Genomic DNA, 25,418 nt, shown 5'->3' with positions numbered 1-25,418 from the left:
CTGCCATGCTGCAACGCCCCCGCTACCATCATCAACTATCTTTCCGTACTTGTTTCTGAATGACCATAAAAGGTAAGCAGATATAATCCGCAGATCCCTACGACGGCATACACGATCCTTGTCAGCCAGGTCATGCTGCCGAAAATAAATGACACCAGGTTGAAATTGAAGAAACCTACCAGCCCCCAGTTTACTGCACCGATGATGGCAATTGTCAGAGCTGTGTAATTTAATGCTTTATTTCCCATGGCACTACCTCCTTTTCCTTTATATTATGGAGTAGCTTCTTGGTTTTTATACATTATTTTCCCAAACTCGTGATTCTTGACCGGATTTCGTCCTCCCGGTCTTTAAATAAAAGACTTTTATTATATTGATAATAGCGTTCACACTCATACTCTTTTAAAAACTTCACACTGTAAAAACCAGTATTCAACTCTGTAATAAACAACACCATTTCCTGGCCGGCTGCAAAGGAGGCTTCCAGAAAATCAAATGCATGCTCAAGGGACTTTCCACTTTCTGCAAAAAACATATCGTATCGTTCTGATTCTTCCCGAAACATCTCTCTAATCTGCTTCCAGTCCTCTTCCATGTTATTTTTTGAAGATTTTTTAATCATTTCTTCTATATTAAGCAACAGTGCTTCTACATCACGAAATAGAAAATCTTCCCGTCTGTTTAAAAGTCCTGCTTCCCGTTTTTGTTTTACGGATTCACTCCACTGGCTTCTTACGTCTCGTAACCGTTCCGCCATGGAATTGTTTAAGTCCCCATCTGTTTCCGGATCAACTTTTTTCAGTTCTTCCATTAACAGACCTGTACGGTCTCCCTGATCAGCCACCTTCTTAAAATGCTGACTCAGCCTTGATAAAAGGAGTCCCATTACATTTAATTTCTCATCAAAGGGAGCACGGCTTAATTTGTTGCACAAACTTTCCCGGATTGTACCAGACAGTATTTCGTCAATCTGATAATCATCCCGGTATTTATAGTACAGCTCCAGATAATTGGCAAAATCCTTGGCTATCTTTGGATACTGAATGTACTCACCCACTACATCACGGTCTGGCTTCTTATCCAGACGTTCATAAATCTTAATGAAGCTGGATAAATCCTCCCAGCCTCTTGGAGTTGCAAAGAATTTTCCATCTACCGTAGTTTCAATCCGGCAGAAGTTTTCTGTTCTGGCATTCAGATAAGAAATAACTGCTGGATGAACTTCATGCTCATAGGCATAAGCCTTCCATACCTCATAATCCGGCTCCACATGAATCAGCTTTATACGGTCTAATGTAACCACGTCAAAATCACGGACTGATTTGTTATACTCCGGAGGATTTCCCGCAGTTACAATGATCCAGCCTTCTGGTATCCGGTGATTTCCAAAAGTCTTATATTGAAGGAATTGAAGCATGGTGGGCGCCAGTGTTTCAGAAACGCAGTTTATCTCATCAATAAAGAGAATTCCCTCCGACAATCCAGTGCTTTCTATCTTATTATAAACAGAGGCCACAATTTCACTCATGGTATATTCCGTCACACGGTATTGTTTTCCTCCATATTCCTTATCTGTAATAAAAGGAAGTCCCACCGCGCTCTGTCTTGTGTGATGGGTGATGGTATAAGCCACCAATCCGATCTGGCACTCTCTCGCAATCTGCTCCATAATCTGCGTTTTTCCCACCCCGGGCGGTCCCATTAAGAAAACCGGTCTCTGCCGCATTGCAGGAATTTCGTAGGTGCCGTAGTTATCTTTTAACAGATAAGCCTCTATGGTATTTTTAATTTCTTCTTTTGCCCGTTTTATATTCATTGTTTTTTGTTCTCCTGTTAATTTACTTCCAGATCTTCCCTGGTCAATATTACCTTCATTGCCCAGCCCGGCACTGATATGTCCTGATACTGATCTTCCATAAACACAAATGCAGTTTCGTAGGGAGGCATTTTTACTGGATAGATTCCTTTGCCATCTGTAAAATACAACACCCCGCGGAGTTTTTTAAAGGCTCCTTTATTAAGCAGACCATTTACATACTCAAAGGCAGGCCGAAAATCAGTTCCGCCAAATCCGGATAGAGTGAAATGATTCATATAATCTTCCATTTCTTCCCTGCTTGTGATTGTTGCATCGGAACGGATCTGTTCATCACACTGTATGATATGAATGTTTATTTTACGAAAATAGCTTTCCGATTCTCCAAGAACCTCATAGGTCTGCTCCAGAAAGCTTCGCACCAGCTCGCCTGAGACAGACATGGAAGTATCGATCACGATTACAAAATCTTCGATCTTAAAAACTTCTCTCGTCTCAAGAGGTTCAATCAAAGGCATGTTTTTATAGAGCGTCAGACCATACGTATAGAATATGGAATCATAAGAATCAGGATCTACCTCCGCCTCCTCTTTCAGAACTGCGAATTTTCTTAAAAACCGTTTATAATCATAGCGTTCCCGGTTTTCTATCTTTACCTGTTCCAAAAGCTGTCTGGAAGAATCATCCTCCTCTTCTCCAAAGGATTCCATCTCCGTTTCCATTTTATCCCTGATATCCTGCCATTTATTCTGACGCTCGATCTTCATACGGGGATCTTCTTCCTGTTCCCACTTTTCATGGCTGTCCACATAAAATTCTGCCTGCATACGGTGAAATGCTTCTTCTGGCAGATTCATTTCCACTAGAAAATGGTAAATTCCTTCCGCTGTAAATACAGGAAGCCTGCTTTTTATCTGTCCATAAATTTCTCGCCGATATGGTGACTGGTGCTGAAAAACTGATTTTACATAGAATCCATCCAGTATGGATTCAACCACTATATCACACGCCAGATCCCAGTATTGCTTATCACGGTTCCCCATAGAACCCAGATGCCAGAATAAACAGTGAAAAAGCATATGAAGATATGCCCGGTTAATTCGTATACGGCTGCCCCGGAACATGGAAAACAACAGCTCTGGCTGATAATAAATTACATAGCCGTCTGTACTGAGCCCGGAACCGGAGCGATCAGCTTCAAATCCAAAACTGCTTAATGCAACATCTAAATATCTGAAGTTCAGATAAAGTTCGTTTCTGGCATTACCAAGTATCTCATGTCCGAGTTCTACCTCGTTCAGTTCATCTAGCTGACGCTGTCTCACCGGATCAATCATTCTATTTACCTTCTTTCTATACTATCCTGAATACTGTAAAACCTAAATGTTATATATATCGCTAAATGAATCGACACTGACTTCGAATTTATATAACTTTATTCTAACAAAATTGATCCTGTTTTTCTATTGTTTTGGGCTTACTTTTAATTGAAAGTAAAGAAAGATAAAAATAATAAAGCAATTTTAATTCATATTAGTGCATTAAAGTAAACTAACAGTTCACAATTCTACACCCATTTATAATCTATGTCAATACCCATCAATAAGCATTTTATAAAAGGTGCATGAAACGAGCAATCTCCCATTTCATACACCTTTCTATATTAATGATAATATTAAAATCAGTTTATACTAAAGAGAAAATGTACGTTTTTTTACTGGGAAACGCAAATGCCTTAATTCCATTAGAGAACTTAACAGCTCCGTATTATTATTTTCCGATGCCAGATCGATCAACCGGTCAAAGTCTGTCTGTTCTTTGCAATACTCAGCTGCCAGCCAGAGAAATAATTCACTTTCCTTTTGTGCCGCTTCTGCGGCAGCCTGTAGATGTTCCCTTAAATAATTCTCATAAGTCTTTCTGTCTCTGGGAAGAAGATTAAGGGGCGTATACAGTCTTAAAAGAGCAAGCGCTGCAGTCAGGCGATCCGATTCCTGAACACGGACATGAGGAAATAATGCATCATATTTATGAAATTGAAATTCGGACTGGTCAAAGCAATATCGGTACAAATGACCGCATCCATGCATCTCCCGGAATATAATCCGAGCTGGCGTGTGTTCCACCGACTCCTCGTACATTTCAGGAAATATCAGCCTTGCAGTCATATCCTTTGTATGATAATTTACATAAAGTTCCTGCCTTAGCTCCGATACAATGCCCTGCATACAGGAGCGGCTCCCATCAGTAATATGAATGTCCAGATTTCTGATTCCAAGACATCCGGTAAACAAACCGGAGCCCAGATCCGCTATGGAGCTGTAACACTCTAAATGGCGAAATTTATAACAATTATAAAAAGCATAGTTTCCAATTTTTCTAATGGAAGGAGGTAGATACAGATCCTCTAAAAGATCGCCTTTCATTTCTGGTGGCAAATCCTTTTCCACATAGGAAGCGGGACTTCCCTCTTCATCGCACATTTGAATGCCATTTCCCATATGAGAGAGCATCTCATTCCTTCCCTCGCTGTTAGAAAATGCATACTCAGCCAACTCCGTCACTGGAAGATTCCCAATCTTCTCCGGAACACGCACAACACCCCCGTACCCTCTGCATGTCAAAATCCGTACATGATCATTTACTGTCTGATATAAAAACATTTTAGTACCTCTCCAATAGATTGTTTAACAAATCAATATAACAGAAAAGAGCATAAAAATCAACAGGTTCTTTCCATTTAAATTTCATCAATTAAAAAGGAGAACCTTCAGGAAAGATATTTTTCTCCTGTAGATTCTCCTTCTATTTATTCCTGATTCAACGTTAAGTTCATGCTCCCCATGCGGTAACCGTCTAAATCCAGTGTTACATAGGAAAAACCAATTCGATGAAACTCTGCCGTTATCACACTTTTTTTAGGTTCTGTAATAAGCTGGGCAATCTGATCCGGGAGCACTTCGATCCTGGCTATTGTACCATGGATGCGTACTCTCACCTGGGAAAACCCTAAGTCCAGTAAAAGCTGTTCCGCTTTGTCAACCATAGAGAGCTTTTCTTTGGAAATAGTCTCGCCATACACAAACCGGCTGGACAGGCAGGCGAACGATTGCTTATTCCATGTATTTAATCCCAGTCCCCTGGATAACTCCCTTATCTCCTCCTTATTCAGCTCCGCATAGCGAAGGGGACTGTGGACCCCCAGCTCTGCAACCGCTATGAGCCCTGGGCGGTAATCACCGTTATCATCCAGATTAGATCCTTCCGCTATCTGCTTTATCCCATGCTCTGCCGCAACTTCTGCCACTTTTTCAAACAACTCATGCTTGCATAAATAGCATCTGTTTTTGGGATTGCTGCTAAAACCTTCTATATCCAGTTCTTCACTGTCAACAATAAAATGCTGGATTCCTTCTCTCTCACAAAACTGAACTGCCTCATTCAGTTCTCGTTCCGGAAAGGAACAGGATTTGGCTGTCACTGCAATCACCCGGTCTCCAAGAACTTCATGTGCTGTTTTTAATAAAAATGTTGAATCCACCCCTGAAGAAAAAGCAACTGCCAGACTTTCCAGTTCTGAAATATAAGTCCTCAATTTCTGGTCTTTCTCTTGTATATTCATATAGTCTCCTTTTACCACACTTTATTAATATGTTTATAGGAATTATAGCAATCAGGAAGAGAAGTGTCAATTCTAACAACTCACTTTCACAAACTCTTCACAGAAGCATCATGATCTGGTCACATTTTTCCGGTATATTAGTAATTACAAAGAGGCTAATAACCCTTTCATATAAATACTTTTTCATACTTCAGCCGGTAGGATTCCGCCAATCTTACCGGCTCCTCCCTTTTTCGGGGATTATTGAACCTGCCAGTGTTCACAGAGGCGGCTCGACACATCTGATTGTAATCTGTTCCTTTTTCCTATATAATAAATTAAAACAGTTACAATAGGGGGATCATATGAAAAAGGTAAAAATTCTATTATTAACAGCATGTCTGTCATCTCTTTTCACCATACAATCGTTTGCCGGTTGGATACAACAGGATAATGGTCAGTGGATATACGATCAGAACGGAACATCAGTAGTCAGCCAGTGGATTGAAGATCAGGGTAACTGGTATTATTTTGATGAAAATGGTGTGATGTTAACAAATACCACACAAAACATCAATGGTGTAAATTACACCTTTGACGCTTCCGGAAAATGGCTTGATACAAATGCCGACAATAAAAAGACTTCCAATACATATAAAAATACAGAATATGGGTACTCTCTCGAGATTCCAACGGATGTGACCACAACCGCATTTGATGGCGAATCTCAAATATTCAGTATATCGAACGACAGAATGTTAATTACATTTTATAATGAAACATTTCCTGAACAATATGATCCGCAAATAAATGCCAATGCATTTGAAGTTGGTTTTATTAGTGCATTCACTGAAAAGGTGGCTTTCATTGATCGAATCAACTCTCAGCTAGGAGAATTGGCAACTATAAAATCCAGATATATCTACAGTGATGTCATTAACTTGGATTTTTATGCTTGTATCCGAGGAAATAAAACAATTTTTGTAATCTCCTCATATACGCCAGATAGCCAGGGCAAAACCCAGGAGATATTAAATACATTAAAACTGCTAAAATAAAAAAATACGAAAAGAAAGAAGTGAATATTATGTATTTTTGTGCTTCCTGTAAAGTTCATTCCTGTAGTTCAGGTAATTTTTCAAATGCACCAAAAGGCTGCCCAAGTCTTTCAAATGATATGGAGAATCTGTCAGCTTTGTATCAGGATGAGGAAAATTTAAAAATCTCCAGAGCTTCTGCAATTGTGGTAAGTGACAGATACGGAAGTAAAACCAGATTGGAAGAAACCATGGACTTTGCCAGAGAATGTGAATACAAAAATCTGGGGCTGGCATTTTGTATTGGACTTACAGACGAAGCAGAAGTATTGCGAAAGGTACTTGTAAGCAATGGTTTTCAGGTGGAATCCATATTATGTAAAACCGGTCATCTCTCCAGGGAGCTAATTGGAATTCATGATAATCCGGTGGCTATGTGTAATCCAATTGCACAGGCTCATTTTCTCAACGAAGCAAAAACGGATTTGAACATCGTACTTGGTCTTTGTGTCGGACATGATTCTCTGTTTATAAAGTATTCCGAGGCTCCTGTCACCGTATTTGCAGTCAAAGACCGTGTATTGTGCCATAATCCTTTGGGCGCCATTTATCAGGCTAATGCGTATTATCACGATAAGCTTTTCCCTTCAAAGGACTAAACTTGCCAATTGAAATAAAAGTTTGATGATAGATAGGAAGGCTGCTAACGCTCATGCTGGTCGTTAACAGCCTTCCTGTTTGTATTTATTGATTAAATGAGCCAATTTCGATCAAATTACCTTCCGGATCTGCAATATAACAGGTACGCTGCCCCCAAGGCTCTGTGTTCGGCTCCATAACCGGGGTTGCTCCCTTAGAAACAACATCCCGGAATGCCAAATCTACGGCATCATAATTTTCCACGCTTAATGCTATTTCATAATGCCCATTAATCGCCTTAGCATAATGAAATCCCCTGTTTGTCATATTCTCAAAATCACTTCTCCGATACAGCAAAAACAAGGTACCATCTTTCTCCAGGTAAACATTTGTTGTGTTTTCGTCTTCCTTTATATCAAATCCCAGAACATCACGATAAAACCGTACCATTACTGGCATATCCTCTACAAAAATGCCAAATCCATCTAATTTCATTTCTTAGTCATACCTCCTTTTTTTACTATCATACTATATATAACAGGACAACTGTCTGTCACCTATTAATTATGTCATCAGATAGATTTAATATCCGAGGATATGATACCGTAGTAATTAACATCACGGTAATTATCATCGTGCTTGTTAAAGTGTCTTAGAATACCTTCACATTTAAAACCACATTTTTCCATGACTCTGCATGATGCTTTGTTGTCTGAAAGCACTGAAGCTTCTACTCGTTCAAATTTCAGATCATTAATCGTATGTATTATTAGCTTTGCGGCAATCTCAGTCACAAATCCTCCCCTGTATTTCACAAACTCTTCACAGTTATAACAAACTCCTATCACAATTTCTCGATATAGTAGTAAATGTAAAGAGGCCAGTAACCTTTTAGAATATACTTTTTTTCATACTTTAGCCGGCAGGATCCCCCCCCTCTTGCCGGCTCCTTCCTTTTCTAAAATGCCCTATCCGTTATGTATTGATGCCACAGTCCGCATAAATTTAATGCACCCCGAAATCCCATAAATGGAAGTTCATAAGGGTTAATACTCTGAGACAGGATGCTGCGTCTGACTTCAATGGATAACATCCCGGGATTATTCCTAAGTTCTACGCCATCGGACATATGAATCCCACCCTGAGCAAATATAAATCCAATCTCGTCCATGGCAAATGTACTAATACCTCTGGCTAATTCATCTTCTCCGCTAATCCATATGTTTGCCTGCTCTTTATGAAGTCTGGTATAGAGCTGGCAGATATGTTTTGCATAGGCGACCTCTTCTTTCTCCTTTTTAATAAAAGTTTGTTCTGCCGTTTTACCAAGAAGAGTTTCCAGTTCCTTTACCCACTGAAGAGTTCCGGCAAACCCATAGGGTGCCAGATAAATGTAGGGAATACCGTACTGTCTATAAAGAAGCTTAGCTGCTTTAAGGCCTTCTTTTCGAATAACCAGCGTTATTTTTGCCTTCGTCATTTGGCAGATCTGATCCATACTGCAGGATGATCCCAATATTGCGGCCGGTTCCATGTCAAAGCCTTTCTTCATTATACGGCAGATCTCTGCTGCGTCCGCCTGAAAACGTGACCAGTCACAGGAGATTCCAAATAAATTGAAGGAATCCTTTTTTAATATATCCATTCCCCCATCGTCTTTTTCTGATAGGTAACGGACGAGTTTTTCATAGGCTTCCTCCATCCCCTGTTCTCTTGAAGCCTTAAAATTTCCTGCTTTAAATGAAATAATTGGGATGTCGGGATACGCCGCTGCCAGCTCTTCTCCAATGGATTCCAGATCGTTACCAATCATCTCGGGCACACTTGATGGGATTAAAAAGATCACTTTGGCACGACCGTGTTTTACCACTTCTTCTACACATTCTTCCAGCCTTTTTGTAATCCCCAGTGCAATATCCTTTTCTGACAAATGAGTAGATATCAGTTCCCCATATTTTATCAGTCCAGTCTGATTCATCCATTTTTGGGCGTACAGCATATGTCCCATGGAACCATATTCAATGACAGCGCTGTCATAGATCGGCGCCAGCGACCAGATTAATCCCATTCTTCCCGATGGCTCGGGTACGTTCTTATAAAGCGGCATAGGTATTCTCCTCTCCTGAAAGCCCGTCAAGAAGTTTAAGAAGGGCAAAGGTTCTCTCATATCCAATGAGCGGCGGCAAAAAGCTTCTTCCAGCTTTCAGACAACCAATCTCCTCTCCAATCTCTTTTCCAATGACAAATCGATAACTTCCCGGCTTCTCAAAACCAAGCTCCTTAAATCCGTCTTCTGCTATGCTATCTTCAACGAGAAAAGCAGTCAAAGGATTGGAACCGTAGGACAATATCTTTTTTTTCCATTCTTTCATCCACTGCTGATATTCTTCCAGATGAAGAAAACAGGGAATCATGGAAAGGGAACACAGATATTCGGTTAAAATCAGAGCATCCGGAATGTTTGCTGTAAGAAGAAAGCGGCTGCCCTCTAACCGTTCTCTCACCCTGGCTTCTAACTTAGCGGCCTCTTGGGAGTGGAAAAAGACTGGATTCTCTCTCAACAAAAGGGAGGTTCCGATTTTCTTATATGCCTCCTGAATGCCACCTCTTCCATAAGTTTCTCCCAAAAAAACATAAGGAATATCATAGACTGCTTCTACTTGCTTTGCCAGCGGAAGGAAATGGATATTCGTGACGATATTGAGGCAGGAACTGCTGATTTTAGTAAACTGACTTAATTCAAAGACATCTTCAATTGTAACGATGTCATAGGAAGAAGATCCTGTATGCAGCCAGTCACATAGCTCCCTTCCCTCTTGTGACTGGGCTCCGCCTAAAAGAAAGACCTTATTTTCCTTCTTTGATGCGTTACAAAATTCCGACAGTGCCAGATAACTTTCATAATAACCAGCCTCATAACCATTGCGCTTATAATGGGCCAGATCCATGGCAGCTGCTCTGGCCCTGTGCCCTGCACCAAAGCTTTCCGTAATTTCCTGAATGTCTTCTCCAATCAGTGCCGGGACACAAGTCATTATGACAGCAATTGCATCTGCTCCGTCTCGTTCCATCTCTTCCAGCGCTTTTAGTAATCCTTCCCGACATCCAAATACCACTTCATTGGCATCTAACACATACGTATAGTGAAGTTCCCCATTAGGACCTTTTGGTGTCTCCATTACATATCTGCTGTAAAATCCGCACTCCGGCATTCCCACAACAAGTGTAGAAACGCCGCTTACCCCCTGAAGTGTTGCCAGAGCCGTATGCATGGGACAATGATGTCCTACAGCCGGGGCTGCATGGGAAAAAGGGATTCCCTGATTACTTTCTATCTCAGATAACCGACAGGCCTTCTGCTGTTGACTCATAAAAATCTCCTTTTCAGTTTGTTGAATAACTGGCTTAATTAAAAATCAAATTGCCAAGTTTCTCATAGTTTTTTGCCATCTCACTATCCGGAAATGCACTGACCACGGTTTTTCCCAATGCTTCTGCCTGCTGGATTAGGGGATTTCTTGGTATCTGAAAGACCACCTGGGTCTCAATCTCCCTGGCTGCCTGTTCCACCAGTGCTTCTTCATTTTCAATGTTTTTGCTGTTTAAAATAATTCCCCGGAGAGAGGCATATTTTCGTTTTCCAAACATCTTAACGGCTGATGCAATGTTATTTGCTGCATACAAGGACATCATCTCACCGGAAGATACGATGTAGACTTCCTCTGCATAACCGCCCCGTATGGGCATGGCAAATCCGCCGCATACTACATCTCCCAGGACATCATAGATTACAATATCCGGCTGGTATACGGAAAATGCATCTAACTCCTCCAGCTTTTCAAATGCCGTAATAATTCCGCGACCAGCACATCCAACTCCAGGAACCGGACCTCCAGCTTCCACACATAGTACGCCTTCATCTCCCTCATGAACCAGATCCGTAAGCACCAGATTTTCTTTATCCCGCAAAAGCTCCAGTACCGTTGGAATTTTCTTTCCTCCCGTTAAGTTCCGGGTGGAATCTGCTTTGGGGTCACACCCGATCTGCATCACTTTATATCCTTTAGCAGACAGTGCTGCAGACAGATTGGATACTGTAGTGGATTTTCCAATGCCACCTTTTCCGTATATTGCTATTTTTTTCATATTTTGCTGACCTCCATTTTACTAAACCATTGCTGTTTTTATCACCGCTATGTCCTGTTCCTTGTGACGGCAAAGCCGACAGGATATACAAACCGGCTTTTTACTGTAATCTTCTATCATAATATCCGCCTCAATCTGATAGACCTCCTGAAGTAACTTCCTGGTAATCACCTGATGAGGGGTACCTTTCCCTATTACTTTTCCTTTTTTCAATGCAATGAGATAATCCGCATACCTGGAAGCCATATTGATGTCATGAAGCACCATTACAATGGTACACCCCTGGGTTTTATTGAGATTTTCTAATAGTTCCAATATCTCAAGCTGATAGGCCACATCCAGATAAGTGGTTGGCTCATCAAGTAAAATTATATCTGCCTGCTGTGCTAACGCCATGGCAATCCACACCCTCTGCCGTTGTCCTCCCGACATATGGTCGATACTTCTTTTGCCAAGTGCTGAAAGATTGGTAACCTCAAGCGCCCATCTGATTATCTCCCGGTCTTTTTCGCTTTGTTTCCCAAATCCCTTTTGATGAGCATATCGTCCATAAGATACCAGTTCTTCTGCTGTCAGACCTTCGGGTGCAAGAGGACTCTGAGGAAGAATTGCAAGTTTCCTGGCAAATTCTTTGCCGGATAACTCATAGATGTCTGTCCCATCCAGATACACCACTCCCTTTTTCGCCTTCATAAGCCTTCCGATGGTTTTTAACAGAGTGGATTTGCCGCATCCATTGGGACCTATAATGGTGGTGATTTTACCAGAAGGTATCTCTAAGCTTAAGTTCTCAATAATAACATTTTCCCCATAAGCGACTTTCACCTGTTCTGTCTTTAATTCTCTCATCCTGGTTCCTCCCAAATGTTTTATATTCCTGTGTACTCTTTTCTTCCAGCACGGCTGTTCGTAACCAAAAGAAAGAGGAAATAAGGTGCGCCTAAAATTGCAGCTACAATTCCTGCCGGAATCTCCGACGGCTCTATTATAATCCTGCCTATGGTGTCCGCTGCCAGTACCAGAATTGCGCCGGTCACCGCGCAAAAAGGAAGAAGTATCCTGTGTCTGGAGCCAACAATTCTTCTTGCCATATGTGGTCCTAAAAGTCCCACAAAATGCAGGCTTCCACTTACGGATACAGAAGCGGCCGCTAGTGCCACAGCCATAAATAGCAGTATTTTTTTCTCTTTTTGAACTGAAACTCCCACTCCGGCAGAAAGCTCATCGCCAACCATCAAAATATCCAGCTCCTTCGCTCTCGTACACAGGTATCCCATTGCAGTAAAAATCCAGGGAATAAGACTGACAACCATCTTCCAGTTGGAATTATGAATACTTCCCGCCTGCCAGACAGCCAGGGTATTGTACTGGGTGTCATCTAATTTTAGGACCAGTATGGTCATCAGTGCATTGATACCTGCCTGAATGGCAATTCCGTTGAGAATCAGCCGGGCAGTATTGAGCCCCCGCCCTTTTTGCACCGAGATGACATATAACAAACCACTGGTCAGCAGTGCTCCAAGCAGGGAGAGGAATGGAAGGCTTAAAACACTTCCCAAACTAAGAGTACCGGATAATGTCATAAAGATCAAAACAACGATTCCTGCCCCGGAGTTAATACCCAGAAGTCCCGGATCTGCCAACGGATTCCTTGTAATGCCCTGCAGCACGCAGCCTGACAGGGAAAATCCCATGCCCACCAATATTGCAGCCACGATACGAGGAAGACGAAAGTCAAATACAATCATGTTTTCTCCTCCATCTCCCCCACCGCTTAAAATGCGCAGCATATCTTTCATTCCAATGATAGTATAGCCGGCGTTAATACTTACAAAGAAAAGGACGCCTAAGAGCAGTACAGAAATTACCAGTAAGCGGATACAGCGGGACTGCTTCCATGGATTCTTCATCTAATCTCTCCCCCTTTCTTTGCTTGCATAATAAAGAAAGATCGGGACACCAATCACCCCGATTACGGCTCCCAGAGGAATCTCAGCCGGAGCATTAATTGTCTTTGAAAACACATCTGCCACCACCACCAAAACGGCTCCCTGTAAAGCACTGACAGGGATAATGAGACGATAATCCGGTCCCACAAGAAATCTAACAAAATGAGGAATCATCATTCCTACAAAAGTAATACTTCCGCAAAGAGCAAAAGAAGTTCCCGAAAGCAGTACCACTAGAATCGTTCCCAGTCTCCTGGTCTGTCCGGTGTTTACTCCTAACCCCCTTGCGGCCTCCTCTCCCATATTCAAGATAGAAATTCTCTTTGATAACCCAATTCCAGCCACAATGCTGGCGGCTATTACCGGGCCTCCGATCCTTAACTGGGACCAGGTGACTCCAGAGGCATTTCCCATGGTCCAGAACATAATACTTTGGGAGGCATTGGTGTAGATGGCTATGGCCTGGCTGATAGCAGAAAATAGTGTACTTACTGTAGCCCCTGCAAGCACCAGCTTCATGGATTCATTACCTCCCGGCACTAAAATGCTGATCAGATGTACGCTCCCTGCGCCAAAGGCGGCTCCAAGAAAGGTCATTCCAATAATTCCGGAATAACTCATTCCCTTTAAAAATATAAGGGAAACAGCTAAAAATAATCCTGCTCCTGCACTTAGTCCCATAAGACCGGAATCTGCCAGTGGATTTCTGGTCATTCCCTGCATCATTGCTCCTGCTACTGCAAGTGCAGCTCCGATTAAGGCACCGGAGATTGCTCTTGGTACTCTCATATCCCGAACCAGCAGATGATTTGAGTCGTCTGCATGAAACGAGAAAAATGAGTCACTCACAACTTGAAAAGTGAGATTAGCGGCACCCGTCATAATGGATATGAAAATCGCCACGCAAAGCACAAAGAGGCTGCCTGAAATCACGATTATAACCCGGCTCCTGTATTTCATTCTTACTCCTTCCCACTCAATCTGTTATTTGTAAGTGCATTCTGTTGTAATTCATATAACTTTTTATAAATCCCATTGCCTTCCATGAGTTCTTCGTGAGTTCCTTCCTGAATTATTCCGCCGGGCTCCACCACAATAATACGGCTGGCATCTTTTATGCTGGAAAAACGATGGGCAATTAAAAGTGTGGTTCTTCCTTTGGAAAGTTCTCGCAAGGAGCGGTGGATTTCCATCTCATTTTCTGCATCAAGAGCTGAGGTTGCCTCATCAAGAATCAGGATTGGAGGATTTTTTAGAAACATTCTTGCAATGGAAAGCCTTTGCTTTTGCCCACCGGAAAGCTTGATTCCCCGCTCCCCGATTATGGTTTTCATTCCTTGGGGCTGTTCTTTGATAAAATCATAAAGATTTGCCTGCTTTGCTGCTTTCCAAAGCTCTTCCTCACTTGCGTCTGGTTTTCCCACCCGGATATTTTCCTCTATTGTTCCTGAGAAAAGGAATACATCTTGCGCCACTACGCCGATATGCTGTCTCAAGGATTTTAAACGGATATCCTGAATATTCTTTCCTTCAATTTGAATGGAGCCTTTGCTGATTTCATAGAATCTTGGAATTAAACCGCAGATTGTACTTTTCCCTGAACCAGAGTTTCCTACAAAAGCCACCGTCTCTCCTTCCCTTATGGAAAGAGACAGATTGTCAAGAACTGGCTTTCCTTCTTCATAAGAAAAGTTTACATCCTTAAATACAATCTCGCCCTTTGTCTGTTCCAGTTCCACTGCATCCTCACGGTCCTTAATATCTGGCTCTATCTTCATGAGTTCCACGAAATTCTGAAATCCAGCGATTCCTTTTGGGTATCGTGCAGCAAAATTACTTAGCATCTCAACCGGCTTTAGCAGCAGATTGGTAAGCAGAATAAAACTAAAAAATTGTCCCTCACTGATTCTTCCATGGAGTGCCAGCCAGCCACCAGCCAGTATAATTAATACCGGAAGAAGTTTTGTCACAAAATAGGTAATTCCATTACAGGCTGCTATTCGAAGAAAACCCTCCTGCTGCCGTTTGCAGTAACGCTCCGTAGTTTTTCGGAATGTCTCTCTTTGATGTGCTTCACAGCAGTAAGCCTGTACCACACGAATTCCAGCAAAATTCTCTTCCAGTTCTGCTGATATCTCTCCCACATTGCCAAACAAGCTCCGTGAAATATTGACCATGACCTTTGTAAAATTAATATTAATCGCTAAAAGTAACACTACATTCATTACAATCAGGCAGGCAAGCAGCTTACTGATGGATAACATGATGACCACTGTGGTTACTAACATAGAACCGGCGACCAGAAACTGTTCCGGCGCATAATGAGCAACCGTTCCTATCTGATGCAGATCGTTGGAGACCTTTGCAACTAGCTGACCGGTTTTATTATTATCAAAGAACTGATAAGACATCTTCTGCAAGTGGGTAAATAGGTCATTACGGAGGTCATTTTCAATGTACATGCCTAGCTTTTCACCCCAATAATCAATAACCATATATAAAAAGGTATTAAAAAAATATGCAAGGACCAGCAAAAGACTGATTTTTACCATCTCATCCCATTTTCCCAGAGGAAGCAGATCGTCAACAATATGACTGATGGCATAAGGAAATAATAATTCGATTACTGCTACCGCCACTGCACAGAGTAAATCAATTAAAAATAGAACTTTATAGGGTTTATAATACTTCATTGCCTGTTTAAACATCGTTTCTCTCATTTCTAAAGAATGAAACAGACAGATACAATCGTAAAGACACCGTATCTGCCTGTTTGAAAATACCATTTTTCCTTAAGTTTCTGCAATTTAATCTGCCGTTAATTTATTAGTAATAAAATTTACGGTATATAAGGTTGCAAGTGGACTGGCTGCATGTCCGCTTCCATCAATCTGGTATATATGTTCATTCTTTACTGCCTTTAATGACTTCCACACGGTGTTATTTTCAAGTTCTTCCAATAACGGCTCATCTCCGTCAAATACATTGACAAAAATATAATCGGGGTTCATCTTAACAAGCGCTTCCATGGAAATCTGCTCATAAGTCTCTGACTGTGTAAAGTCTTCTGGAACATTTAATCCCAGTCCTTTCTCCTTATCATATAGATCGGGGCGGTATGCAACGTAATATTTATCTTTTCCCATCAGTGAAAACTGAACTACGGTCTGGTCTTTATATTTTTCTGCCAGCTTTTCTCTGTCCGCCTTCAGCTTCTCATCCAAATCTTTAATTACTTCTTCTGCCTTGTCCTGTTTATTCACAATTTTGGCAACTTCTCTTAGGCTAAGCCGCCAATTCATCTTGGTATCATTTCCAAATACAGCCACTGGTCCGATTTTCTCCAGATTTCCAATCTCCAGATTTTTCATATCATAGCTCTGGTTTAATATCATATCCGGCTTTAACTGAGCCAGCAATTCCAGGTTAAGTTCACTGGCGCCAAGATCCTTTACTCCGCTTACATCGTATCCCTCAAAGGCATCCCAAGTCTTTATGTAGTTGTCTGCACCAGATACAGCAATTGGTTTAACCCCCAGAAGAATCAAGGTTTCCCATAAAGGAAGATAATTTGTCACCACTGCTTGTGGTTCTTTCTCAATAGCAATGGTTCTTCCTGCTGCATCTGTGTATTCATATGGATCGGTTATTCCGGATTCAGTAACTGATTCCACAGCTGATTCAGTCATATCTGGTGAGTCCGTTATATCTGCAGTTGTCTTTTCCCTGTTGCTCTGACAGCCTGATAGCAATGACATAGATAATGCTGTAACGGCTACAATGGATAAAAATTTTTTCATATAATCTCCTTTTTACTTTATCTTTCCTTTATAAAGGAGAATATATCATAAGAAAATGGGAATATGAATGGACTTTTTCCAAAATTAATATGGATTTTTTCCAAAATGGCGATGAAACACACTGGGTGCTATGCCTGTGCTCCGCTTGAACATCCGGCTAAAATGAAGTGCATCCTCATAACCAATCCGTCTGGAAATCTCTGCAATACTTAAACTGCTTTCCGACAAGAGCTCTTTGGCTTTTTTGAGCTGGATTTCCATAATATATCTCTTTGGCGGGAGCCCTACCTTTTTCTGAAAGGAATAGGAAAATTGCTTCCCATTCATTTTAAAATGTTCTGCAATTTCGAATACAGATAAATTGTCTTCCAAATGTTCATGGATGTATAAAAGCACCTCCTCAATCCAATCCTCTGTTTTTTTTGCCAGACACTCTTCGGATAAGATAAAGAGTTTTTCAATTAGCTCATATAATAAAATCTTCGTGGATAACATATATCTCGTATCATATTGCTTCTGCTGGATCATGATGTAATCTGTAATTTTCATAATTTCCTCACACTGACTGGGAAATAGATTTATTGTATAATGCATATTTAAAAGAGAATCTATTCTTTTTTCCTCTTGCAGCACCCGGTAGTGAAGCAATATGAACTCCCACTCCTCCTCTCCGATTACTTCCTTACTTAAGTTCATGTCCGGACCTGCATGAAGGATGGTTCCTCTTTTCAGTTCATAGTTTTCATTACACACCTTAAATAAAGCCTTGCCGTGGATAGGAATTACAAATCCGCAGACCCCCTGCATGGTCGTCACAGCATCTACTCTGCTGCCGGGAGGAACGCATATATGGTATGCTTCGTCCATTTCTAAATTCGCTTTTGCATATTTCAACACTAAATTGTTTTGATTCATTTATCTTTCCTCTTTAATATGAAGCATTGCATCTATCAAGTTAGCTTTAGCTAACTGTTTTAGTATACTATAGCATAAGTTTCTGAAATAGGCAATTTGTTTGCCATTATCCTTTGACTGCTTTGCAACAATATTATAAAGGGTACCTAGTCTCATTTGTATAAACAACTATAAAAATGCAGGACAAAGGTTTTTTACTATTCCCCCATCCTGCATTCACTCTCTCTAATCCCCAACCTTCCTTGCCACAAACATCTGGCTCAGCACCAGCCAGTTAGCCCGGAAGAATTGCATAATCTGCCAATATCCTGCCCCCGTTAACCCATATTCTTTTATAAGATCAAATTTAGCCTTATAACTCCTCACATCTTCAAACCAGACTTCGTGTTCAACTCCATACTTCCAATAACGGAAAAATGGTGACATGGCCTCTTCATCAAACTGAATTTCCGCACCATTTTCAATTGCAATCTGAACCGCTTCCAGGTTGCTTACGGTTTCTGCCCTGGTAACTCCCCTTTCGTACGGGAGCGGCCAGTCATATCCGTAATTCGGGATTCCCAGACTGATCTTATATAATGGTATTTCTGTTATTGCATAGTCTACCACTTTTCTGACCATGTTAATTGGTGCAACTGCCATGGGTGGGCCGTATGTATACCCCCACTCATAAGTCATAAGCAAAACCCGATTCGCTGCTTCACCAAGAAGCCTGTAATCCACGCCCTCATATAAAAGCCCGCTCTGATCGGCCGATGTCTTGGGGGCAAGCGCTACCGTTACCTGGTAACCAAACTGATTCATAATCTGCGTGGTCCGTTTTACAAAGTCCGCATAAGCCTGACGGTCATCTGCCATAATGTACTCAAAGTCAATATCCAGACCGCCAAACCGTTTCTCCTGCATGGTTTTACCCAGATTCCATATCAGACGCTGCTGTATCTGGGGGTTGTGTACCATATTTGTGACGAGATTATTGTTAAACCGGCCGTCGGGTCCAAAGGGCGTTAGAGTCAGAATCGGGCGCACTCCGGCTTCCAATGCACGATCGATCATCCAGTCATCCGGGCTCTGAGGCGGAACTATATCTCCCTCTAACGTAAATCCATAGGAAAAAACGTAAAGATCTGTGAGAAATGGAAGAGTTTCATCCAGATTATCCGGATTAATGAAGGGATATGCATAGCCAAACACATAAAGTGGAATCCTGTCTTGGGGAGGACTGTCACCCCTGATATAAAGTGCCTGACCAACTGCCAGGCGGTATGGAGGATAAATCTGATTGTCATATGTCAAAGCTTCTACCGGAACGTTCTGGGACGCGGCAATGGAATCTACACTGTCTCCCGGCTGTACTACATATATGTTCATAGCAGCACCCTTTTACCTGAATTGGTAAAGCATATGAAAAATCAGATGGAAACATGATAGAAACTGCTTCATTTTCCTTCTCTTCATAAAAAAGTAATGTGCTTTTTTACTGCCTTCGTTGTATAATATTGAAAAAAGGAGGTTATCAAATGCAAAATATCTTAGTATGTGACGATGACAAGCAAATTGTTGAAGCGATTGATATATATCTGACCGGAGAAGGTTTCCATGTAATAAAAGCCTACGATGGCTTTGAAGCTCTGGAACTACTGGAAGAAAATGAAGTGGATCTCATGATTCTGGACGTAATGATGCCAGGTCTTGACGGAATCCGCACTACCTTAAAAGTACGGGAAACCAGCAGCATCCCCATCATCATTCTTTCAGCCAAATCAGAGGACACCGATAAGATTCTAGGTTTAAATATCGGAGCAGATGACTACATTACCAAGCCATTTAACCCGCTGGAACTTGTGGCAAGAGTCAAATCACAGATGCGCCGCTATACCCAGCTTGGTAATATGAATCAGCAGCCTGCCGGACAGATCTATAAATGCGGTGGACTTGCCATTAATGATGATAATAAAGAAGTTACAGTTGATGATGAAATCATAAAGCTGACCCCTATTGAATATAACATCCTTTTACTTCTTGTAAAAAACGAAGGAAAGGTCTTCTCCATTGATGAGATCTATGAGCAGATCTGGAATGAGGAGGCAATTGGCGCCGATAATACGGTTGCTGTTCATATCCGCCATATCCGGGAAAAAATAGAGATCAATCCCAGAGAGCCGCGATATTTAAAAGTGGTCTGGGGCGTTGGGTATAAGATCGAAAAGCAATAGGAGCCACTATGAAAAAAAGAAAAGAAAAGGCCATTCTGGCCCATCTCCTGTTCTCCCTTCTGGTAGTGATCGGTGTCTCTGTCATGTACAACAACACCCATTATGGAGAAGGTATTGGCTGGATTGCCAACGAAAGTTATGAAGATACACCTGAATTTTCAGGCCAGTTAAAATCTGATATCGATGATATTTTTAACTATGTAAAGTACAAGGAAGTATTTGAGACCAACGGAAAACTGGATTACTCCAAATTTATCATACGGGTTGCTGATGGGCCGGGAACTACGAAAGATTTCACACTAGATGAGATGATCCGCCATGCCAAGTCACAGGGTTATTATTTAAATGAACAGTTTAAAGTAAGCGGCGGTCACCCTAATAATAAAACAGGTGAAGATTTAAATTATCAGGTCGTTTACCGGGCCTACGAGCCGGACTTTAAGGCCGCTGAACCGGGTGACTCCTTTCAGTCCATTGATCAGCTCTCCTATGAGGTTCTCTCTCATTTGGGGAACTATTACCGGTTCTATTACCGGTTTATCCAGAATCCAGGGAATTTAAAGTTTGAAATCCAGTATCAGAATACAGACAAGGATTATAAACTCTATACCAATTTCCCAGGTAAAACCGTTGATGAGTTTAAATCGCTGGGGAAATATTTATACGTGACTGGTGAGGCACTCTATGTAGACTCCAACTTAACATCTGTTCCAAAGAACGTTTCGCCTGAGCTTGAAAAGATGAATCCCTATAACAATGGGAATTATCATATGTCTGTGGCTGTCAATACTTCCTATCCTTACAAAGACGCCTATTATCAGGCGGCTGAATCCTTTGATCAGATGCGCCTGTTTTTCATCGTTGGTATGATCTGCCTTGCTCTTGGAATCTTAGGATGTGCCGCAACACTTTATATGATGGTTCTGCTCACCGGCGCTCCGGAAGAACAAAATCCGTCTCCCCTCATGCAGAGAATGGATCGGCTTCCTGCGGAGATCCGTCTGGTTTTATACCTGGCTGCTTCCGGCATTGCACTATTGGTTTCACAGCTCATATTTTTTAAGATTATCCATCTGTTCCTTTCTACTGAGGATTGGTACTATGGCGAACTGGTTTTAAAAGTTCTCATCCTATATGCGACAGGAATTTCTGCAGTATTAAACCTCTTAAAACAGTATAAGTCCGGAGTTTTATGGAAGAACAGCCTGCTAAATAAAGGAGTCAGAACCCTTTTACTCTATTTTAAACATCACCGTTTTACAACCAGAATCATGATAACCTATTCTCTGTTTCTGATTTTTAATGTTGTGATGATTATGGCTTTTTCATTTTTACTCTTTACCTATAACGATTTAGAATCCCGAATTCTTATGGGAGCGGTAGCTGTGTTATTTCTTCTCCTGGATCTTTGGGTATTCCATCAGATGTATAAAAATGCCTGGCAGACGGATCAGATCAACCAGGCCCTGTTAAACATCTCCAACGGAAATACCACATATAAGATTGATACCAGACTATTTTATGGGAAAGAACGGGAGCTGGCAGAAAATATCAATCATATCAGTACAGGGCTTGAAACTGCGCTGCAGGAGAAGGTTCGCAGTGAGCGGCTGAAAGCTGATCTGATCACCAACGTATCCCACGACATAAAAACACCTCTTACGTCGATTATCAATTATGTGGATTTAATTAAAAGGGAGAAAATACAGGACCCACGAATTCAGGGTTACCTTGAGGTTCTGGAACAGAAATCCCAGAGACTGAAGACATTAACCGAAGACCTGGTAGAGGCTTCCAAAGCAAGCTCCGGTAACTTGAAATTAGATATGACAAGTATTGATTTTGTTGAACTGATCTACCAGACAAACGGGGAATTTGAAGAAAAGTTTGCACTGAGGCATTTAGAGCTGGTGTCTACACTTCCAGATGATGCCATGTTGATTGAGGCAGACGGAAGGTACCTGTGGAGAGTCCTTGAAAACCTTTACAACAATGCATTCAAATATGCAATGGAACACAGCCGTGTTTATGCAGACATTACGAAAGAAGAGGAGAATATCTTATTTACCATAAAAAATATTTCTGAGAATCCGTTAAACATCCGGCCGGACGAACTGACGGAGCGGTTCGTCCGCGGTGATGTTGCAAGAACTACCGAAGGAAGCGGTCTGGGAATCTCCATTGCGAAGAGCCTGACAGAGCTTCAGGGAGGGCAGTTCCAGCTTTATATTGACGGAGATCTGTTTAAAGCAACTGTTGCATTTCCCCTTAAGAAATAAGGTGAATTCGCTCCCACTTTCCGGTGAGATAGCGGATCAGTGATATGATGTAATTCGCGGTCCAGCCGATGGGTACTGCAAACCATACGGCCTGGACCCCGATTACAGGCGCAAGCAGAGCCGCTCCCGATACACGGATAGCCAGATTCACCAGATTGGCAGCCGTAAACACCACCACATCTCCTGCACCTCTTAAAAGCCCGTCTGTTATTGCCTTTAACCCAATAAAAATATAAAAGAAAGATATGAAATGAACATAGCTGATTCCAGTGGCAAACGCTTCACTTGCACTGCTTTCATTTAGAAAGCTTCTGATAAATATTTCTCCAAAGCCCTCCATTATGATGCAGATAATCACTGCGAATACTGCTGCCATCATACAGCAGACGCCATAGCCCTTCTTAATACGATCTGTTTTTTTAGCTCCCATATTCTGAGCGGTATACGTAGACATGGCATTTCCAAGTGCAAGCATTGGTACGATGCAGATGGATTCAATCCTGGTACCTGCTGCAAATCCTGCCATAACCGCAGATCCGAACCCATTGACAACCGACTGAACCAATAGCATCCCAATGTGTACAATGGACTGCTGAAGCGTGGAAGGAATGGCTACCCTCATCATGTGGGCTGTCATCTTCCAATCATAGATATGGAATAATTCTGTGGTTTCATAAGATTTAAGCCGCCTGATCAGAACGAAAAAAGATAGAACGGCTGACAGTCCCTGTGCAATTAAAGTGGCTACTGCGACACCAGAGACGCCTTTATGAAACTGTGTTACAAACACCAGGTCCAGCACAATATTTAACAACGAAGAAAAAAGCAGAAGATAAAGCGGTGTTTTAGAGTCTCCCAGAGACTGAAACACCGCTGCCTGCACGTTATACATAAACAGAAATGGCAGACCAATAAAATAAATACTTAAATATACCGCTGCCTGTTCAAAGACATTGGAGGGTGTATTCATAAGAAGTAGAATCCGGTCATTAAAAGCCAGACCAAGACCACCCAGAATCACACCAATCGTCAGGAAATTAATCAGTGTTGTGGAAATGGCTGTCTTCATATTCCCTGTCTGCTTTGCTCCAAGAAACTGTGACACCACGACGGAACTTCCGATTCCTCCGCCCACCGCTATGGCAATAAATACATTAGTAATGGAGAAAGATGCCCCCACGGAAGCAAGGGCTTCTTCCCCAACAAATCGTCCTACCACAACAGAATCAATAATATTATAAAACTGCTGAAATAAATTACCAAGGATCATGGGAAGTGCAAAAAGGAGAAGCGACCTTCCCGGATGATCCGTAATCATATTAATTTCTTTTCTCTGTTTTTTCATACCCATTATTCTAGACCGTTCCTATCCAAATATACGCCAGCCACAGATAAAGTTGTTGCTCCACCAGGAGCTTAAAGACCGTTCTACCACACGTCCGTTACTGGAAGAAGCATCAATTACTTTTCCGCCGCCGGCCACGATTCCCACATGACCGCTGACAACGATAATATCTCCTGCCTGCAGACTGCCAAAGCTTGATATCTTCGTATATTTTCCAACGCTCCTCCAACCGGAAGAGGTAATATAACTCTGACGGACACCCGCCTGATTTAATGACCAGTATACAAAACCGGAACAGTCAAAAGAGCCTGATCCTTTTGCGCCCCACACATAAGGGCTGCCCAGCTTGGATCTTGCAATGGAAAGAAGTCCGCTGACGCCAGAACCGCCCTTGACAGTTCCTCCCTTTCCGGTGGTATTGCCTCCTGATCCGCCGGAACTACTGGCAGACTTTACGCCGCTTCCGGTTAATTTGCTTAAGGTCATCTGACCCACAGCACCATCGGAAGATAGACCGTTTTTGTTTTGGAATTCTTTAACGGCTTTTTCTGTTGCTTCCCCGTAATAGCCGGTTACGTTGCCTTTTGCCAGATATCCATATTTATTTAAGAGCTGTTGAATTCTGGTTACAGAATCTCCCTGTTCTCCAAGTCCCATACCATTGGGCTGAGCCTCTGAGCTGTTTAAAGCAACTCTGGTTGAGGGTCCCAGGTAACCATCTACAACAAGGTCATTGCGTGATTGGAACTGCTTCACAGCAGTTACAGTATCACTTCCATAGGCGCCATCCGGTTCCGTCATCAAATATCCAAGTGCCTTTAAGCGCTGCTGGCAGGCAAGCACTACGTCACTCTTTTCTCCATAGGTCAGATAATTGGGACGGATCTCTTCACTGTAAAGCAGGTTGATCGTCTGGCGTCCAACCTTACCATCTACATTAAGACCGTTGACCTCCTGAAGTTTCTGAACCGCTACTTCCGTCTCATCACCGAAACTTCCGGAAACCTGTCCAGCGTTTGCCAGATACCCCAGTTCATAAAGACGGTTCTGAATCCTGGTGATATCATCTCCCTGAACCCCTTTGGCAACCGCATAATATTTTGCCGACGGTGACATAATCGAATTTAAGGTTTCCGGTCCCACAATCCCATCCTGAACCAGTCCATTTTGCCTTTGGTAAGTCTTTACTGCCGCCTCTGTCACGTTTCCGAAATATTTTGTAGGTTCATCGTTGTCCATAAATCCAAGATTCATCAGACGTTCCTGAAGGCTGGCCACAACCGGATGTTCCACACCGTTTCTCAAAAACTCCGGTATAGGATTGTCTTTCAGCACCGGAACGTTATCAATATCTGGAAGCAATAATCCTCCCGGTGTCAGAATGTTTACTGACTGCTCTTTCTTTGCTTCAGAGACGGTAGCTACGGAAGGTGTGGCAGCCGCTGTTCCCTTGTTAATTCCACTCTCACTATTGCATGCAGACAGGCAGGCTGCAGTCACTGCGGCCAGTAAAACCGGCCCTGCAAAACGTCTGTTCCAGTCTTTATCTATGTTCATCAATCAATTTCCTTTCGTATGTAAAATCAGGTCTATTTTAACACAATTTTGTCGTAAATGGAAAGGGAATTTATTTCATTGCCACATTTAATGGGTTATGGTATAGTAAATGTAAGAA

The 25,418-nt window shown here is 42.0% G+C and carries 23 protein-coding genes; 4 read left to right on the top strand and 19 right to left on the bottom strand.

Going from position 1 to position 25,418, the window contains the following annotated elements; translation table 11 throughout:
* Positions 1–35: 35 nt before the first annotated feature.
* The 5 genes from ABS301_RS11705 to larE all read right to left on the bottom strand — a co-directional run bounded on the left by ABS301_RS11705 (position 36) and on the right by larE (position 5,438).
* Positions 36–248, bottom strand: a complete 213-nt coding sequence (locus ABS301_RS11705; RefSeq protein WP_104433382.1) for a DUF378 domain-containing protein — start codon at positions 246–248, stop codon at positions 36–38.
* Between the two features lie 53 nt (positions 249–301).
* Positions 302–1,816, bottom strand: coding sequence for an ATP-binding protein (locus tag ABS301_RS11700; protein WP_349672393.1), 1,515 nt, complete (start codon positions 1,814–1,816; stop codon positions 302–304).
* A gap of 17 nt (positions 1,817–1,833) precedes the next feature.
* A complete protein-coding gene (locus ABS301_RS11695; RefSeq protein ID WP_349672392.1) occupies positions 1,834–3,153 on the bottom strand; it encodes a vWA domain-containing protein in 1,320 nt (439 codons plus the stop codon).
* Between the two features lie 354 nt (positions 3,154–3,507).
* Positions 3,508–4,479, bottom strand: a complete 972-nt coding sequence (locus tag ABS301_RS11690; protein WP_349672391.1) for a leucine-rich repeat protein — start codon at positions 4,477–4,479, stop codon at positions 3,508–3,510.
* A gap of 146 nt (positions 4,480–4,625) precedes the next feature.
* Positions 4,626–5,438: an ATP-dependent sacrificial sulfur transferase LarE gene (gene larE, locus ABS301_RS11685; protein WP_349672390.1), complete on the bottom strand. Its 813-nt coding sequence runs from the start codon at positions 5,436–5,438 to the stop codon at positions 4,626–4,628.
* Between the two features lie 344 nt (positions 5,439–5,782).
* Here larE and ABS301_RS11680 point away from each other — a divergent pair, with 344 nt between their 5' ends.
* Together ABS301_RS11680 and ABS301_RS11675 are read left to right on the top strand one after the other, a co-directional pair.
* The gene (locus tag ABS301_RS11680) at positions 5,783–6,475 is read left to right on the top strand and encodes a hypothetical protein (protein WP_349672389.1); all 693 of its coding nucleotides are present in this window, start codon (positions 5,783–5,785) and stop codon (positions 6,473–6,475) included.
* A 29-nt stretch (positions 6,476–6,504) separates the two neighbouring features.
* Positions 6,505–7,113, top strand: a complete 609-nt coding sequence (locus ABS301_RS11675) for a DUF1847 domain-containing protein (protein ID WP_349672388.1) — start codon at positions 6,505–6,507, stop codon at positions 7,111–7,113.
* 85 nt (positions 7,114–7,198) lie between these two features.
* On the opposite strand, the gene ABS301_RS11670 is transcribed toward ABS301_RS11675, so the two are convergent.
* From ABS301_RS11670 to ABS301_RS11615, 12 genes are all read right to left on the bottom strand, one after another.
* Positions 7,199–7,588 carry a VOC family protein gene (locus tag ABS301_RS11670; protein ID WP_349672387.1) on the bottom strand — a complete coding sequence of 130 codons (390 nt, stop codon included), beginning with the start codon at positions 7,586–7,588 and terminating at the stop codon, positions 7,199–7,201.
* 77 nt (positions 7,589–7,665) lie between these two features.
* Complete coding sequence (locus ABS301_RS11665; protein ID WP_349672386.1) at positions 7,666–7,887, bottom strand: GNAT family N-acetyltransferase; 222 nt, start codon at positions 7,885–7,887, stop codon at positions 7,666–7,668.
* 164 nt (positions 7,888–8,051) lie between these two features.
* The gene (locus ABS301_RS11660; RefSeq protein ID WP_349672385.1) at positions 8,052–9,200 is read right to left on the bottom strand and encodes a nitrogenase component 1; all 1,149 of its coding nucleotides are present in this window, start codon (positions 9,198–9,200) and stop codon (positions 8,052–8,054) included.
* Positions 9,187–10,464, bottom strand: coding sequence for a nitrogenase component 1 (locus ABS301_RS11655; protein ID WP_349672384.1), 1,278 nt, complete (start codon positions 10,462–10,464; stop codon positions 9,187–9,189). Before ABS301_RS11655 ends, ABS301_RS11660 begins: the two co-directional genes overlap by 14 nt.
* A 34-nt stretch (positions 10,465–10,498) precedes the next feature.
* On the bottom strand, positions 10,499–11,239 hold the full coding sequence (locus ABS301_RS11650; protein WP_349672383.1) for a nucleotide-binding protein: 741 nt from the start codon (positions 11,237–11,239) through the stop codon (positions 10,499–10,501).
* 21 nt (positions 11,240–11,260) lie between these two features.
* Positions 11,261–12,088, bottom strand: a complete 828-nt coding sequence (locus ABS301_RS11645; protein ID WP_349672382.1) for an ABC transporter ATP-binding protein — start codon at positions 12,086–12,088, stop codon at positions 11,261–11,263.
* A 20-nt stretch (positions 12,089–12,108) separates the two neighbouring features.
* The gene (locus tag ABS301_RS11640) at positions 12,109–13,149 is read right to left on the bottom strand and encodes a FecCD family ABC transporter permease (RefSeq protein WP_349672381.1); all 1,041 of its coding nucleotides are present in this window, start codon (positions 13,147–13,149) and stop codon (positions 12,109–12,111) included.
* Positions 13,150–14,148, bottom strand: a complete 999-nt coding sequence (locus ABS301_RS11635; protein WP_349672380.1) for a FecCD family ABC transporter permease — start codon at positions 14,146–14,148, stop codon at positions 13,150–13,152.
* A gap of 2 nt (positions 14,149–14,150) precedes the next feature.
* Entirely contained in the window at positions 14,151–15,896 is a 1,746-nt protein-coding gene (locus tag ABS301_RS11630; RefSeq protein WP_349672379.1) for an ABC transporter ATP-binding protein, read from the bottom strand.
* A 99-nt stretch (positions 15,897–15,995) separates the two neighbouring features.
* Entirely contained in the window at positions 15,996–16,988 is a 993-nt protein-coding gene (locus ABS301_RS11625) for an ABC transporter substrate-binding protein (RefSeq protein ID WP_349672378.1), read from the bottom strand.
* An 84-nt stretch (positions 16,989–17,072) separates the two neighbouring features.
* Positions 17,073–17,903, bottom strand: coding sequence for a helix-turn-helix domain-containing protein (locus tag ABS301_RS11620; protein ID WP_349672377.1), 831 nt, complete (start codon positions 17,901–17,903; stop codon positions 17,073–17,075).
* Positions 17,904–18,128: 225 nt separating this feature from the next.
* The gene (locus tag ABS301_RS11615) at positions 18,129–19,274 is read right to left on the bottom strand and encodes a glycosyl hydrolase family 18 protein (protein ID WP_349672376.1); all 1,146 of its coding nucleotides are present in this window, start codon (positions 19,272–19,274) and stop codon (positions 18,129–18,131) included.
* A gap of 149 nt (positions 19,275–19,423) precedes the next feature.
* On the opposite strand from ABS301_RS11615, the gene ABS301_RS11610 reads away from it, so the two are divergent.
* Together ABS301_RS11610 and ABS301_RS11605 are read left to right on the top strand one after the other, a co-directional pair.
* Positions 19,424–20,119, top strand: coding sequence for a response regulator transcription factor (locus ABS301_RS11610; protein ID WP_104433342.1), 696 nt, complete (start codon positions 19,424–19,426; stop codon positions 20,117–20,119).
* Positions 20,120–20,127: 8 nt separating this feature from the next.
* Positions 20,128–22,398 carry a sensor histidine kinase gene (locus ABS301_RS11605; RefSeq protein ID WP_349672375.1) on the top strand — a complete coding sequence of 757 codons (2,271 nt, stop codon included), beginning with the start codon at positions 20,128–20,130 and terminating at the stop codon, positions 22,396–22,398.
* Here ABS301_RS11605 and ABS301_RS11600 read toward each other — a convergent pair.
* Positions 22,388–23,749 carry an MATE family efflux transporter gene (locus ABS301_RS11600; protein WP_349672374.1) on the bottom strand — a complete coding sequence of 454 codons (1,362 nt, stop codon included), beginning with the start codon at positions 23,747–23,749 and terminating at the stop codon, positions 22,388–22,390. The genes ABS301_RS11605 and ABS301_RS11600 overlap by 11 nt on opposite strands.
* A 15-nt stretch (positions 23,750–23,764) precedes the next feature.
* Positions 23,765–25,300 (bottom strand): C40 family peptidase, encoded by a 1,536-nt coding sequence (locus ABS301_RS11595; RefSeq protein WP_349672373.1) that lies wholly within the window; start codon positions 25,298–25,300, stop codon positions 23,765–23,767.
* Positions 25,301–25,418: the final 118 nt, after the last annotated feature.

The sequence above is a fragment of the Lacrimispora sp. genome (assembly GCF_031982545.1).
In the GTDB taxonomy this organism is placed as follows: Bacteria; Bacillota; Clostridia; order Lachnospirales; family Lachnospiraceae; genus Lacrimispora.
Note: the sequence above shows the minus strand (reverse complement) of the source record. Positions and strands in the feature narration are given on the sequence as shown.